The sequence below is a fragment of the Psychrobacter sp. JB193 genome (assembly GCF_002285555.1).
In the GTDB taxonomy this organism is placed as follows: domain Bacteria; phylum Pseudomonadota; class Gammaproteobacteria; order Pseudomonadales; family Moraxellaceae; genus Psychrobacter; species Psychrobacter alimentarius.
Map to the genome: position 1 here is coordinate 787,365 of NZ_NRGY01000002.1, position 13,514 is coordinate 800,878.

Genomic DNA, 13,514 nt, shown 5'->3' on the forward strand with positions numbered 1-13,514 from the left:
AGCAGGGCTTTTTTTATGTATACAGTGTCGAAGGGGACACTATATACACTGGCTACGCTCTGACAATCGAGCGATACTAGATACATCAAACAACGGCACGCCCCTGAAATGGCAGCCAAAACTAAAGGACACCACGATGAAAAAACTAATTAAACGCCTGACTACACTTGGTTATAATCTAACTACCTTAGAACAGCATGGCAACAAAATACATTTTATGCACCGCCAACACCTTGTGATTATTGAACATTCAAAAGGCGAATATCATCTAAATATTAATCGACCTAAAGGTAGATTTAAAAATACGTTTTTAACGGAGCATCGTTTGGTTGTTGGGATTTCTGATTATTTTTGCTGATTTTAAAAGACAATAAAAAGCCCTGCTATTTAGCAGGGCTTTTTATCTTATCAACAAATTACTGTTTTTTAATTCTTTAAGAATGACTAAGTCCACTTTAATCGCCTGATCCTCATCCTCAAAGGTGTAGGTTGTTGGATCTTTCTTGCTGATAAAATAGACCTCTATTCTCTTAGATTTTCTAGAAATACGACTAACATCATTTAGATTGATAGTATCGTCTTGAATACTAGTGAACATAGTTGAACCTATCAAAGTTATAGGATGCTTGGGGCTGAAATACACACCACGATATGTGTCCGCCTTATTCGTGCATTTGCCTTATTTGGGGCGCTCCCAAGCAAAGCTATTATATCATAAACTTAATTTAATGATGCTAATAAATCAAGTTGAGATGTCAATCCACCATATTTTCTATAAGTATGTTCTGCCTTGTCTACCGTCCACTTCAATGCATCGATCTCGGCCTTGTAGCCTTGCAACTGGATAGGGCTTTCAGTCGTGACAGCAGGGTAGGCGTATGCCGTGCTGATGCTAAACCTTGCTTGCTCATCCTCTATACGCTTCATTTCTGCAGCAGCTGCAGCAGCTGCTGCTTGTTTACTTTTATAAGCGCCTTTTAATCTTTTGGTCTTGGTATTGGGGTCGTCTCCGCCACCACGCTTTTCAACATTGCCGGCTGTCGCTGTCTTTTTGGTTGCTTGACCTTTATCCTGATATCGAGCCGATACACCTGTATAGTCGCCCTGTCTGTCCTCAACGCTATAGCGAAACTGATCACCTGTCTGCCGAGTAATTACGGTTATGTCTAGTGGGTGGCCACTGACACTGACATTGGCATTGGCGGTAAATATTAATAGCTTGCCATGCTTTATATTTACCACTGCTCCATATTGATGGCATAGGCGCGTCAATAAGTGAATGTCCGATTCATCTGTTTGGTCAACGTGACCAACATCGATACTGACAAGCTCTGGTTTGATTGATAGTGTTAGCTGCTGACGCTTAGCGACTGTATCCGCAATGTCGCCTAGTGTCTTATTATGATATGACTGACTATGTCCAGACTTCAAAGAGGATTTAAAGTCAGCTGATTTGGCAGTAATGCTTAGCGTATCTGGCGTACCTGACCACTCGCAGCCATCTACGACGTAAGTGCCCATATCATGGACGCCTGAGTCTTCAAAACCCATCCAGCACTGTAGTCGCACCCCTCGTTTGGGCATCTCTAACGTGCCGTCGTGGTCATCTAGTGTGATCATCAGCTCATCAGCGTCAAGGTTCTTGTTGTCAGTGACAGAGACGGTCATGAGCCGTGCCATGACCTTATCATTCAGCGGTTTATTGTCAGCGGTCAGCTGCAGTACTGGAGTGCGTAACATCGTCAAGCCTCCTGAACATTAGTAGTAGTGACCGCTTGGTCCGTCTGGATACGGTCGTCGTCAACTCGTATCAGCTTCATTGTGCCATCAATCTTACGCGCTACACCGCGATTGGTAATGTGCGACCGTGTCTCATCAATCGAGGTGATAGCAAACACGCCATAAAGATAACCACTGCCATCGATGAGCACATAACCGCTACCACTGTCTGCCATCTCTGACAAATCATCTATTGACTGCCGGTTGCCGAAGCCATGTGATTGGTAGATTAGAAAGGGTATCGTTACTGTCTCCTCTCCTGCACCTGTAAATTGATGCTGATCACGACCTTGCGATATAGAGTTGCTAGCATACGACCATGACCGGCTGCGCTGCAGCTCATCATACGTCATGGTGTCGACGTTAAATACAAATTGCCCAAGTGCTAAAAGCATTACCACGCCTCCGCTAAGTCATAAAGTGCTGTGTTATTGGTTGATTGGCTACGCTGAGTCTTTGCCAGTTCCTGCGCGACCAGCTGAGCGATCTGCTGCTCTGATTGGTGTGGCTGCGCGTAGATATTGATATTGATAGGCGCTGGTGCTTGGCTTTGACTGCTGCTACCACCCATCATTGCTGAGGCACTGATTGGCTTGCGACTATCAAAACGAATCTCGCTGGTATCCATCGCATCGCGTAAGTTGTTGCTCGTCTTGAGCATGGCTTGAACAGGACTATCATTTTTTAGAAGACCATTGTTTAAACCTTGCATCATAAAATCACCATACCCAGCAAACACACGGCTAGGCGAATGTATGCCCATCATTCCAGTAAATGCGCCTTTGATTCTACCTGCTACGCCTTTGATCCCTTCGACGACAGCGTTGGCTTTGCTCATGATGCCATTTTTTAGACCGTCCATAATCTGACCGCCCATCGCTGACATTTGAGCCGGTAGCCCTGCCAAAAACGCCATCATAAGTGCTGGTAGTCCTGCGACATAATTGATGGCTGCTCCGCCATGCACAACAATCATGGCAGCAAAGGTGCCAATAGCTATGCCGATGGTTTGTAGCCCTAGTGCCAATGCACCGACGAGACCAGCAACTACCTGAGCAATTAGGCTGACAATCGTACCCAATACATAGCCAAACTTACTGCCATTAGCGGTGGCGGTGGCCAGCTGTGTATCGGTGGCTTGGAAAGGTGCGATTAAGTCGGCTAGTGCTGCGCCAAGCAAACCAAAAACAAAAATGATTGCCTCTAAGACAGGACGCAACGGTGCAAATATGCTCGATAGCATGGAGCCTAGACTATCTAACGTCGCCCGTATTGGTGATATACCTTCTAAGAATCCTGTCCACATACCGGCAAAGAAGGCTTTGACTGGCTGCCAATATTTAATCAGTAGCAGCCCAGCGACAGCAATGGCCATAATCGCCCAGCCGATAGGGGTAGTAAGTAGTGCGATTGATAACTGGCCAAGCGTTGTAATGAGTAAAGGAATAGCGTTACGTGCTAAAAACCAGAATGTCCTGAAAAATAGCTTACTAAACAACACCAGGGCTTTGCCCATCAGCTTGAACTTACCCCAAAATGAGATGCCGAGCTTGGCTAGTATGGCGTTAAATATCAGCATGACTGCCCCAAACTTGATGAAGCTAGCAGCCATGCTAAAGAACGTGCCAAACATTAAAGCAGCGCCGTATTTGACAGCCCATATCGCTGCGTTAATCTTGATGAATTTTACTACTAGAGAGGCTATGGTTTTGACCAGCTCGGGGTTTGCCTTCACCCATAGACTAACCCTATCCACCATATCGGTGATATTGGTAACGAGGCTTTTAATCTCAGGTGTAAAGACTTCAACGACGTTTACCATCGCTGAAGTAAACGTGCCTTTTGCAGCGTCCCATAGATTAGCAAGTGTGCCTAGCTGAGCGTTAATCCGCTGCTGAAGGCTTGCTTGGACTTTCATCTGTTCAACAGTCTGATCGTACCCGGCTTTGCCTTTACCAATGATGATATTGAGCGCTGTCAAATTCTCTTTGTCCGTACCATATAACGTCTCAATGACTTTGGTACGATGCTGAGAGTTCAACGTTGATAGCTTGTCCATCTGTTTGAAAAAGTTATCAATACCACCAAACTCTCCTTTACCGTCAGTAAAGTCCATTTTGATGTCTATGCCGTAGTCTTTTTTCAAGTCTTTTAACTTATCAGGTAGATCAAGATCTAACGAGCGCGATAATATCTTGCTCATCGCATTACCTGCTGAGCCACCCTCAGTCATACCAGAGTTACCAAGCATCGTTAGGAATGGTGATAGGGCTTTGATCCCTTTCACACCTTCCATTCTAATTGCTTTCATACCGGGGGATAGTCCAACGAAGGCTTGTTTGATCCATTCAGGATCTAGACCTGTATGATGGATACGCTGGACAATATCCATAAATTCCATCATATCTTTGGATGCGACTTGGGTTGCATCAGATAGCTGTGCAACAAATTTTGCAGAGTCTGAAAACTCCATCTTCATGATGATGGCTGTCTGTCCTGCTGCTTCGCCAATACCTCCTAATATTCTCTCTGCAGATATGTTTTCTTTAATCAGTACGTTGAACATCTTTTGAAAATCAGATATCGAACCCGGTAGTTTTTTACCCATTTTCCCAGCAAGATCTGTCAGCTCTTCAAAGCCATCGCCAACCTTGCCTGTGCTATCCATCATGGATACTTTGAGATCTGTAGTTGCTGCCTCTGCATCCATAAAAGCTTTGATGGGTATAGATGCTATTGCAACCATACCACCGACCATGAGCGCATTGTTTACAACCTGCTGTCGCATCTGCTTACGAGTATCTGCAAACGAACGAGCCAAGCTATCTGCTTTACGGTGCACAGCTCCCACGCCTTTAAGTACCAATGCGAAATCGGTTACTAACCCTTGAGCGTGGCGTCGGCCAGTGGCCAATAAGCTGTTGGTGCGTTGAAGTGGCTGATTGACTTTGTCCAGCCCTGTACGATTAACCCGAGCAAGGCTGTCATTGAAAGTGTCGACGGTGCGCGTCAAACGTTCAAACGATTTTGACGCCTTCTCTGACCTATCGGTGATACCGCGCAGAGGCGCGGAAATATCATCGATTAACTTGAGTGTTGCAGATAGATCTAAGTTATTCGCCATATTACGCGCCTATTAAATTTTTATTTATCAGTCTCACTACGCTTGCGCGCTTTTTCGTGCCAATCCATCAGCTCGTCTACATCCATGTCCTCACAGTCAGACGGTCGCCAATGAAAGACAACCGCTAGATCAGCAATCACATCATCTACGCAGTAGGGGATACCTCGGCTTTCGCGGTCTCTGCCTCTAAACGTGTTTTCTTCCGCTGATCCTTGCTGGCGAAAAAACCGACCACCGCTGTAGAGATGCTTAGGAAATCTGCTGGGTCTAATGCAGCGACTTCGTTTTCAGTAAGTGGTGGCGTGCTCACACGTGGCACCAGTTTGATGACTGTATCTACGTCTACTTTTAGCAAGTCTGCTAGCGATAAACCGCGTAATGCACCAGTCTTGGGTTTATTGATATTGACTTCTGAAATAGTCAGATTGTTGCGAATGATAGGGGTATCAAACTCAACAGTTTCAATGTCTGGATTAGCTGGTAGTGCTGGTGGCGTTGCGGTATCAGTTTGGCTGTTTTCTACTGAAGCTACTGCACTTGTGGCGATTGCTTCTACTGCTTCTTTCTTGCTCATAGTGTTGTCCTGGTATGTTGATTATTGGTTTAATTAAATGATTAAAGTATTAAATTGGCCATGTTTGGATGATAGTGACCTCAGTGTCGCTGTCTGAAGATCGTCGCCTTGGTGAGCCGTCACCTCACCAACTAGCTAATCGCCATTTATCCAAACGTGACGTTTGGCCAAAAGAGTTATAAGCCTAACTGAGCGTTGATCTCGCTTGTCATGTCTTTATCACCAACGATAAAGATACCGTTCACAAAGTCGACCTCAAGCAAGGTGACACCATCATCAACAATCTTGAGATATGTCACGCTGTACGTCAGCTCATGCTCGTTGATGCTGCCAAGCTCAAGCTCACCTAAAGGCAAGTTGGTAACAGACCCACGCATATAGACATCACGCACAACATGGGCACAGGAGTCTTGACGCTCGTATGCACCAATGTAGCGAATCGGCAATGCTGATACGCCACAGTAAGCAAGCTGTGCAATGTGTCGGCTATCAACACCCGTGTAAGTAACGGTCGCCTCCATCGCCTCAAAGCCCATATCAAGCTTGATGTCACCGATCATACCGGCTGCACGGAAGTCTTCAGTTTTTTTGACAATCTCAGGCAGGTTGATGGTTTTGGCTGTGCCGGCATAGCTGTCGCTATCGACCCGCACGTTAAAATTCTTAAGTACTGCAGGCATCTGTTTTGCCATGTGATTAATCCTTGTAGTCGTTTACGCTTATACGCCCTGTGCGATGAGCTTGCCAAAGTCAATAAGATAGCTATCTGTAATACGCTGGTTGAGCTTGAGGTTCTCAAGCGTGGGCACAGGCGTGTAGTCATAGTCGACCCACAGCATGCCTTGGCTTAAATCCTGCGCATTATTCAAGTCGTCGTTGTACCAGCATCTGGCACCAAGCAACCATCCTTGTGAGACGGTAGCGCGAAGCTTGGCATTGATTGACTCAATAATGTCTCGGACCAGGACTGGCGTCAGAGGTTGATCGACAAATGGGAAACAGCCTTCAATGATAGTGTCTAGTAACCATTGAGCTGTGAGCACACCAGTTTCAAAAGCGAAGCGAGGATCTGATGAGCACGTGCGGTTGCCCCAAAAACGAAAACCCTGGTGCTGAATAACTGAGGTGACTTCGTTGGCATTTAGATAGCCGACCTCGGTGTTTGGATCTTCTAAGTCCCACGTGCGTGGCTGCATGATGCCAGCGACACCGGGCACCGGTACGTTTGAGATTGATTTGGTAAAGCTTGCTGGGTATGTATCATCGATGAGCGCTCGCATGGCAAGAGCTGTGGCGATGATAGGGGTTGCGTTGGGCATGGTGAACTCCATATCTTTATCAATTATTGTGACAATACATCGGTGTTATTGAACTGAAATGACAACCTATTAAGTCGGTATTGGAACGGGATTTAATTCAGGTTCGGGGATAGAGATCTGAATTGCACAATCAGCAGCAAACTCAATATAGTCACCATCTGCGTGATAAACAGCTGGCGCTAGTCCATTGCTGTCAAGTACAGCTACCTTATTGACCAATCTTGCTTTAACTAAATCGAAAGCATCAACATAGTTTGGAGCATCCGAGTGATGAGGTGGCAGTGTTAGCATATCTGCAGACGTACAGCGCATAACTTTAAGTGTTGTACGCTCTGTTATGACTGTCATTTCATTACTGACTTGAGCTTCAATTAAAAGCGAGTTGAAATTTTCAAAGCTTGTTGACTCTACCAGCGCACGCCACTCTTCTTCTGACATGATGTATGAGCCATTTACAAACGGCACTTGTGTTGATAATTCATCTCTTAAGCTCTGCTGTGTAAAGCACGCGAGGCTTAAGCTATCGGGATGACCAATTGAGTTTTCTGAATCTGCTGTATGACCAATAAGGCAACCATAGGGTGTGCCCGTTATTGATATTGTTGGTACCGCATAAGTCCATTTAGACTTGAAGCCAAAAAAATTAAAAAGATGGCTAAAGACAATGAGGTCGTCAAGATTACCAACTGAGCTAACGTCATACTCAAGGTTTGCGCCTGTAAAGCTAATAATAAAAGAAGGGCTATTGCCGACTTGTACTTTTAGACATGATGAGATCATGAAAAATATCCTTTAATTATTCTTTAAGATGGTAATTGATCGTCTGGTAGTGGCAAGTCAAGATTGATGTAGCTGACGCCTGAAACATCAGTGCTCGGCACACCCCACTCACCATCGATGATGCACAGCTCACGATCACCATACGTATCGCGGTACGCGACAATCGCTGCCTTGTCTGTAATAAGTGTGCCATCAGGTTTACGCGGTGAGGCGTAGACGATGCCACGACGACGCTTTGCAATAGAGACGAGCTTCAGTACCACGTCTGGTGTATCAAGCTCTGGTGCTCCAAAGCGTTTAGGCATGAGTCCAAAGCGAGCTGGGCATGTTAGCAATACATCTAAGCTGTCAGCCTCAAAGGACTTAGGCACACGTAAGACAACAACGGTAGGGTTGTGAATATCGCGTATCGTCTGCAGACAATCGCGCAAGGTGCCATCTGTGCCGGCTTTATCAATATTGTCTTGTGTGATACCAGTGAGCAGCACTGGTGTGCCAACCGGGTACATAGTGTCATCAGCATCGGTGGTGGTAACGATCAAACCTAAAACGCTAACGTTGGCATTACGCATTGGCAGAATGCCCTGCGTAACCTCTTGTGCTGATATACCGTGATGAAATCCAGCCATAGTTTTATCCTTTGACTTGTTGATTAATTAAATTAGCGACCTTTAGTGACGCCGTTTGAATAGTTGGTAATGGTTACGCTACCTTCTTTGATATAACCTGCGAGACCGCCTGTGGCTGGTGCAAGCTCATGCGCCCTTAATGGATCTAGTGACGACTTGCTAAATACCTGCGGTTTTACGCTATTAGTGTCATTTATATTATCTAGGAGTAAATACGTTGATAGATTAAAGGTCTCACCGTTCTCACCATAAACGCCTCCGTCACCGCCTGAGTTGATGGATAAATCGCCTCCATCATCTGATTGATATAGATTAGTTTTATCTGTGTAAGAGCCTACGCTGTAACCACCTAAACCTGCCTGTGTAGCCGTTGCATCTGTCGCTCTTTTACAGATTAATGACATATTTTTTACTTCATTTTCTGCATCAGGCCATATCTTTTGAAAGAATATTCGGTCTTTGCTATCAGCATCTATCTGCGATTTGAAAAGGTTGTAAAGGCCTCCACCGCTTATTGCGTCTTTCTTGGCAGGAATTACTATAGGTATGCCTTTAAAGTCACTACGCAACGTCACTGGATCATCAAAGTCCTGTCTTTGACTGAAAAACAATCCGTCTTTAGCTATTTTTGCTTCTGCAAGGCTGTCGCCAAAATAGACAATGCCGTAAAAACTAGGGTCATTAATATCCATATTGGCATTGATAAAATCTCGATCAGTATTGCGACTATCAGCTAAATACCACTCAGCTGAACCTACGTTTATTGAGGCCTTACCAAATGGAGCACCGCCACCAGCTGCGGTTCCGTTTTGATGCCCCATGCGGAAATCTTGCTGATCAAAATCGTAGACGTATGCACCACCACCGCCACCACCACCACCACCGCCAGCAACAATACTGTGGTTTTCTACCAGTATAGGACTGGTAGTTGATTTGACAGCTGTACCGCCGTTTTGCCCTTTAGTGGCCGCTTCTGAGTATGTTAGCTTTGATGTGTATCTGGCCTCTCTAATAAGTACAGCACCCTTACCACCGTCTCCACCACGGCCTAATATCCGACCATGATTTTCGATAATAGGGGTTGCGCCTACCGGCCAGTTGTTACCTTCAATAATTGCTGCCGTTGCTGTATCAGGTGCAATAATGTCAACGCCTTCGTCCACGATAAATCGTACGGTGTCATCAGTAGATGGGTAGCCACCTGATTGGGCTTTGTAGTACTCAGCTAGATCAATGCCATTAGTCGTTGACTGACTGATATGCATAACGGTTTCGTTATGGCCAGAATCGTTAATCGGTACATTGATTGACAAGTTAGCCGGCGCACCCACCACCAGACGCACGTGCTTTTGAGGTTCTTCAGCGTTGTCATCGGGTGTGGTTGTAAAGCTAATAATGGCTTGGCCATTTCTTAATATCACAGTGTCAGCGTCTGACTTGTCAGGCGTAGTGATGGTATTGCTTGCGCTATCAAGCACACCTTCTTGAATAAACCAATCCAATATCTGGCCATCTGGTAGGTTATTTGCAGTTACAGTAAATTGAACTGCGTCGCCTTCATTGATTGAGGTTTTGTTTGCGACTACCTTCCAGACCGTCTCCACCACGGTCGATGGGTCATAACGCTCGAATAAATAGCTCGTATGAATAGGGTAGGCGTGAGGACGTCCAGTGGTGGCCAGCTCAGTAGTGCCAACTTGACCTAGCGTCAACATGGGCTGACCGATATAAGCATCGCCATCTTTTACAGCAACCAAGCCAACGCCTTCTAAACGACGCCAATGCGTCTCAAAACCAAACATCGCGTCAAACAATGGCTTGGGATTTGATTTGCTGTGCGTCCAATAGGGATAGCCAAAAGGGAATGCTAAATTTAAAAATTGAGCAAAGCGTGGGTTGCTGACAAAGTTTTTGGCCACCCATGCTTGGGTAGCCGTGACTACGTTGGCATCAATCACTAGATTGACATTAGGATTATCAAGACTGATAACGGCTTTGATACGGTAGTCAACAGCAGCAGTTGAGCTGGCTACTGGTTTTTGCACTTCAGGCACTTGACCTACCCAAATCAGGCTACCCTCGCTATCAATTAAACCGATCTCGCGAATAGCCCAGCCACCTTGATTCTGCGGTACGATACAGGTGATTTCGTATTGTCCAGCAACTGCAGTACTTGCAACACTTTCCACATCACCTTGATAACGCTTACTAACCAGCACTTGCTGATCAAGGCGCTTGCTAAAATCAACATTGACGCCTTGCCCGACAGCAAATTCAGTAATGCGTACTGGCTGACCGCCAGCAGATGCTGCAGAGGCAAGCTTTTGTTGTCCAAGCGTGGTTAGTAAGAGCTGGTAAGTCATGATGAGCCTTAAATATCGATATTAAGTTTTATGAATTAGTGTTTTCGCTACCGGCACCATTTTCGGGTGCGACTGGAATCAAAATACGGTCAATATCAGCGCCATCAAATACAATTACGTCGCCTAGTTTTTTGATCGTAAACAGTTCTGACTTATCTGCAGCAACAGCTAAAGTGCGTTTAGGCGCCTTGGTGTAATCAGCTACATGCTCAGGAGTCAGCAATGTGTAAATGTTCAAATTCGTTGCAGTACTGGTTACGGCTTCAATATGTACTGAGTCAAAACGCGTGCGTAGTAAGGTTGGATTAAAAATGATGTCAACATCAGTACGGGCAACGCCGTCATTCATAACCAGTGCTAAGTGACTGGCTGTTGCAATGCCATCTGCTTCTTTGATATCAAAGTCAACAAGATATGAACCACGGTCAGACACTGGATTAGTAACGGTTTTGGTTAAGCCTTGCGGCTGTTGGTCATTTGGCATAATAAATCCTTAGTTAGTGAGAGTAATTTCAACGCCGACAGCTGGGACAGCATAAGCAGCGAGTGTTGCATTGACAGATGTACCAAAATAAATATCGTAATGAGCTGAAAGACGCTTGACCGCATCAACGACCGCACGGATTTGTCGTACTGAATCAGTGATAATGCCGTTCATCGGATTTACTTCGATGCTAAACGTACCCGGCGTGCCTCTTGGATTCTTTTCAAACCACTCAATCACACTGGTCTCGTAGTTCATGACGGCAAGTGCACGCTTGACCGCGCCTAGAGTGCCCTTGCGCTGGTGTACCCAGATTGAGTTTTTGACAACATTGCGCTGTGTCTCAATACTCCACGCGTCATTCCACTCATCAACGGACCAGGCATAAGCCAAAAACGGTAAATATTCATCAGGACAGTTTTCCGCGTCCCAAATCAAATCGAACGGCACATCTATCGTCTCAAGCCGTGTAGTCAATGTTGCAAGTTCGCGCTCAAGTGGCTTGCTATTAGCTGGCAGTAAAGACAAATCAGTCATTGCTGCTTACCGCCTTGATGTCGTAGCTAGTGCAATGTGCCACTTGGGATACGTCAACCAATACATCAGTAGCTGGGCTGATCAATTCAATTCGACTGACACCGTTTACATCGAGCGCACCAATAATCCGACTGGTAGCAATGCGGCGACCAGGCTTAAACTCTGAGCGCAAATAAGCGCGTAATGCCGCTAAGCCTTGGCTTAGTATTAGCTGTGGACTGATACCTGCTTTGATATAAATCACAGCATTAATCTGATATGACTTTGCAGTAGCACTATGTACGCGCACTAAGTCAGTTAAAGGACGTACATCATCGGCGCTCAGAGCAGTAAAAACATCGTCAACAGCGCTTTGATCAACACCTACGGCCTTGTTTGCTTGCTCGAGTACGTCACCGTTAATCTGGCCAGATAAATATACGTCTACCTCGGTAGGCGCTGGGCTATGGACGGTAGCCTTAAACACTTGGGCACTCGCAGAGAGCGCGTGGAATAAATAAGCACCAGCGCTACCAGCCTTTGTTTCTGCTTCGACTGACAATGCAGTTCTGTCACGAAAGTCCTCATCGCTTTCTAAAATTTCGGGCGTAGGTGGGTTGGTGGTTAGATCTTCTGCTTGTAAGACTTTTCGCTGGACGCGGTAATAAGTTGCGCTAAGATGATCTAAGTCGCCACCATTGGCGAAAGCAATCATTAAACTACGCGCTGTACGATTGACTTCAGCAACTTTCAAGCTGTAGCGATAAGCCAGCACTTCTAATATTTTATTAACCGGCTCTGACTCTAATTCCAATGCAGCATGGATTGGGTGATTGGCTGGAAACTTGGCAGCAAATTCAGCGCGGATCTCAAGCAACTCAGCTTCAGGTGAAATGGGCTTGATTAAGTTCGGTGGCGGTAAGCCTTGCAAATTAATTGCTGTAAATACGTTGCTCATGTTGCCCCTCGTACTAAAGATAATGACGTGGTCAGCGTTGAGTTGTCAGCGCGTCTCATCTCAATCAACGTGTTCCAACCGCTGTTAATGCCATCATTAATTAAAGACAGACTTACTTTGCTGACTTTGATGCGTGGCTCCCAGCGAATAAGGGCTGTCGCTGTGGCTGACATAAGCTTTAATCGAGTAGCATCATTAGCCGGGGAATCAATCAAAAACGGTAAAAGGCTGCCGTACTCGCGGCGCATTAATCTAGTACCGAGGGGTGTGGTCAAAATGTCATGTATTGACTGACGTAGATGATCGTCTTGATTTAATAGTTCGCCATTGGTCCGGGACATACCGGTTGCATAATTATTCATACAGGATCACCAGACGTACCAGATCCATTCTCAACATTTTTATGACCGTGTTTGCTTAGTTTGATGTCTTTTGCAGAAACTTCTTCGTCTGATTTAATGGCTTCTTTTGCGTGGATACCTTTATCAACTTGCAAACTGCCGGTCATACGCGTGTTTGGTGTATCCAGCACAATACTGGTTTTTGACTTGATGAGAGTCTCGCTGATATGCATGGTGAGTTGGCTCTTAACAACATCAATGCTGCAGAAGTCAGTGTCGTTGTAACGGAAGCGGATCTCGTTTGGGTCAGTGCTTGGGCTTGGATTATTGTCGCTATATAAGCTAATCACTGGGATTGCATTGGCTAAGTCGCCGCTTGGTGAAACAAGCAGGTACTGTTCACCAATACTAGGACATCGCCAGACACTGATGGCTCCAGCTGCAATAGCAGGGATGCTTACCCAATCAGTCTCATTTTCGCCGACGGCCAGACGCATCAAAGCACTGTCAGCATCGATATGCGTGACAGTGCCAATAGTGGCGATATTGTGTAAGCGTCGTTGGGTTTCTGCGTTCATGGCTATAGTTTGCTTGTGAGCAACGCCAAGTGCATCTAATGCTTAACCGCAAATAGGACTTACGGTTAA

At 45.7% G+C, this 13,514-nt stretch carries 17 protein-coding genes; 1 reads left to right on the forward strand and 16 read right to left on the reverse strand.

What is annotated here, in order from left to right; genetic code table 11:
• The first annotated feature begins 136 nt into the window (after nucleotides 1-136).
• Nucleotides 137-358, forward strand: coding sequence for a hypothetical protein (locus CIK80_RS11340; protein ID WP_095570083.1), 222 nt, complete (start codon nucleotides 137-139; stop codon nucleotides 356-358).
• Between the two features lie 42 nt (nucleotides 359-400).
• Here CIK80_RS11340 and CIK80_RS11345 read toward each other — a convergent pair whose 3' ends face one another.
• From CIK80_RS11345 to CIK80_RS11420, 16 genes are all read right to left on the reverse strand, one after another.
• Complete coding sequence (locus CIK80_RS11345; protein WP_095570084.1) at nucleotides 401-598, reverse strand: hypothetical protein; 198 nt, start codon at nucleotides 596-598, stop codon at nucleotides 401-403.
• 122 nt (nucleotides 599-720) lie between these two features.
• Entirely contained in the window at nucleotides 721-1,740 is a 1,020-nt protein-coding gene (locus tag CIK80_RS11350; protein ID WP_257011758.1) for a contractile injection system protein, VgrG/Pvc8 family, read from the reverse strand.
• 2 nt (nucleotides 1,741-1,742) lie between these two features.
• On the reverse strand, nucleotides 1,743-2,174 hold the full coding sequence (locus CIK80_RS11355) for a phage tail protein (protein ID WP_179288376.1): 432 nt from the start codon (nucleotides 2,172-2,174) through the stop codon (nucleotides 1,743-1,745).
• Entirely contained in the window at nucleotides 2,174-4,903 is a 2,730-nt protein-coding gene (locus CIK80_RS11360; protein ID WP_095570086.1) for a phage tail tape measure protein, read from the reverse strand. Before CIK80_RS11360 ends, CIK80_RS11355 begins: the two co-directional genes overlap by 1 nt.
• 20 nt (nucleotides 4,904-4,923) lie before the next feature.
• Nucleotides 4,924-5,043 (reverse strand): GpE family phage tail protein, encoded by a 120-nt coding sequence (locus CIK80_RS11365; protein ID WP_257011759.1) that lies wholly within the window; start codon nucleotides 5,041-5,043, stop codon nucleotides 4,924-4,926.
• A gap of 5 nt (nucleotides 5,044-5,048) precedes the next feature.
• Nucleotides 5,049-5,477 carry a phage tail assembly protein gene (locus tag CIK80_RS11370; protein WP_095570087.1) on the reverse strand — a complete coding sequence of 143 codons (429 nt, stop codon included), beginning with the start codon at nucleotides 5,475-5,477 and terminating at the stop codon, nucleotides 5,049-5,051.
• Nucleotides 5,478-5,653: 176 nt separating this feature from the next.
• Nucleotides 5,654-6,169, reverse strand: coding sequence for a phage major tail tube protein (locus CIK80_RS11375; RefSeq protein WP_095570088.1), 516 nt, complete (start codon nucleotides 6,167-6,169; stop codon nucleotides 5,654-5,656).
• Between the two features lie 27 nt (nucleotides 6,170-6,196).
• Nucleotides 6,197-6,796, reverse strand: coding sequence for a phage tail sheath C-terminal domain-containing protein (locus CIK80_RS11380; RefSeq protein ID WP_095570089.1), 600 nt, complete (start codon nucleotides 6,794-6,796; stop codon nucleotides 6,197-6,199).
• Between the two features lie 69 nt (nucleotides 6,797-6,865).
• Nucleotides 6,866-7,576: a hypothetical protein gene (locus tag CIK80_RS11385; protein WP_095570090.1), complete on the reverse strand. Its 711-nt coding sequence runs from the start codon at nucleotides 7,574-7,576 to the stop codon at nucleotides 6,866-6,868.
• Nucleotides 7,577-7,599: 23 nt separating this feature from the next.
• Nucleotides 7,600-8,205 carry a hypothetical protein gene (locus CIK80_RS11390; protein WP_095570091.1) on the reverse strand — a complete coding sequence of 202 codons (606 nt, stop codon included), beginning with the start codon at nucleotides 8,203-8,205 and terminating at the stop codon, nucleotides 7,600-7,602.
• A 32-nt stretch (nucleotides 8,206-8,237) separates the two neighbouring features.
• The gene (locus CIK80_RS11395; RefSeq protein WP_095570092.1) at nucleotides 8,238-10,568 is read right to left on the reverse strand and encodes a phage tail protein; all 2,331 of its coding nucleotides are present in this window, start codon (nucleotides 10,566-10,568) and stop codon (nucleotides 8,238-8,240) included.
• Between the two features lie 28 nt (nucleotides 10,569-10,596).
• Nucleotides 10,597-11,052, reverse strand: coding sequence for a hypothetical protein (locus CIK80_RS11400; RefSeq protein ID WP_095570093.1), 456 nt, complete (start codon nucleotides 11,050-11,052; stop codon nucleotides 10,597-10,599).
• Between the two features lie 9 nt (nucleotides 11,053-11,061).
• The gene (locus CIK80_RS11405) at nucleotides 11,062-11,589 is read right to left on the reverse strand and encodes a phage tail protein I (RefSeq protein ID WP_095570094.1); all 528 of its coding nucleotides are present in this window, start codon (nucleotides 11,587-11,589) and stop codon (nucleotides 11,062-11,064) included.
• Nucleotides 11,582-12,526, reverse strand: a complete 945-nt coding sequence (locus tag CIK80_RS11410) for a baseplate J/gp47 family protein (RefSeq protein ID WP_095570095.1) — start codon at nucleotides 12,524-12,526, stop codon at nucleotides 11,582-11,584. Before CIK80_RS11410 ends, CIK80_RS11405 begins: the two co-directional genes overlap by 8 nt.
• On the reverse strand, nucleotides 12,523-12,888 hold the full coding sequence (locus tag CIK80_RS11415; RefSeq protein WP_095570096.1) for a GPW/gp25 family protein: 366 nt from the start codon (nucleotides 12,886-12,888) through the stop codon (nucleotides 12,523-12,525). Before CIK80_RS11415 ends, CIK80_RS11410 begins: the two co-directional genes overlap by 4 nt.
• Nucleotides 12,885-13,445 (reverse strand): phage baseplate assembly protein V, encoded by a 561-nt coding sequence (locus CIK80_RS11420; RefSeq protein WP_095570097.1) that lies wholly within the window; start codon nucleotides 13,443-13,445, stop codon nucleotides 12,885-12,887. The genes CIK80_RS11415 and CIK80_RS11420 overlap by 4 nt, the downstream gene beginning before the upstream one ends.
• Nucleotides 13,446-13,514 lie beyond the last annotated feature (69 nt).

Bases quoted from the DNA above. Each gene is read 5' to 3' on its own strand.
- CIK80_RS11340 (WP_095570083.1), top strand. From the start codon at position 137: ATGAAAAAACTAATTAAACGCCTGACTACACTTGGTTATAATCTAACT.
- CIK80_RS11345 (WP_095570084.1), bottom strand. From the start codon at position 598: ATGTTCACTAGTATTCAAGACGATACTATCAATCTAAATGATGTTAGT.
- CIK80_RS11350 (WP_257011758.1), bottom strand. From the start codon at position 1,740: ATGTTACGCACTCCAGTACTGCAGCTGACCGCTGACAATAAACCGCTG.
- CIK80_RS11355 (WP_179288376.1), bottom strand. From the start codon at position 2,174: ATGCTTTTAGCACTTGGGCAATTTGTATTTAACGTCGACACCATGACG.
- CIK80_RS11360 (WP_095570086.1), bottom strand. From the start codon at position 4,903: ATGGCGAATAACTTAGATCTATCTGCAACACTCAAGTTAATCGATGAT.
- CIK80_RS11370 (WP_095570087.1), bottom strand. From the start codon at position 5,477: ATGAGCAAGAAAGAAGCAGTAGAAGCAATCGCCACAAGTGCAGTAGCT.
- CIK80_RS11375 (WP_095570088.1), bottom strand. From the start codon at position 6,169: ATGGCAAAACAGATGCCTGCAGTACTTAAGAATTTTAACGTGCGGGTC.
- CIK80_RS11380 (WP_095570089.1), bottom strand. From the start codon at position 6,796: ATGCCCAACGCAACCCCTATCATCGCCACAGCTCTTGCCATGCGAGCG.
- CIK80_RS11385 (WP_095570090.1), bottom strand. From the start codon at position 7,576: ATGATCTCATCATGTCTAAAAGTACAAGTCGGCAATAGCCCTTCTTTT.
- CIK80_RS11390 (WP_095570091.1), bottom strand. From the start codon at position 8,205: ATGGCTGGATTTCATCACGGTATATCAGCACAAGAGGTTACGCAGGGC.
- CIK80_RS11395 (WP_095570092.1), bottom strand. From the start codon at position 10,568: ATGACTTACCAGCTCTTACTAACCACGCTTGGACAACAAAAGCTTGCC.
- CIK80_RS11400 (WP_095570093.1), bottom strand. From the start codon at position 11,052: ATGCCAAATGACCAACAGCCGCAAGGCTTAACCAAAACCGTTACTAAT.
- CIK80_RS11405 (WP_095570094.1), bottom strand. From the start codon at position 11,589: ATGACTGATTTGTCTTTACTGCCAGCTAATAGCAAGCCACTTGAGCGC.
- CIK80_RS11410 (WP_095570095.1), bottom strand. From the start codon at position 12,526: ATGAGCAACGTATTTACAGCAATTAATTTGCAAGGCTTACCGCCACCG.
- CIK80_RS11415 (WP_095570096.1), bottom strand. From the start codon at position 12,888: ATGAATAATTATGCAACCGGTATGTCCCGGACCAATGGCGAACTATTA.
- CIK80_RS11420 (WP_095570097.1), bottom strand. From the start codon at position 13,445: ATGAACGCAGAAACCCAACGACGCTTACACAATATCGCCACTATTGGC.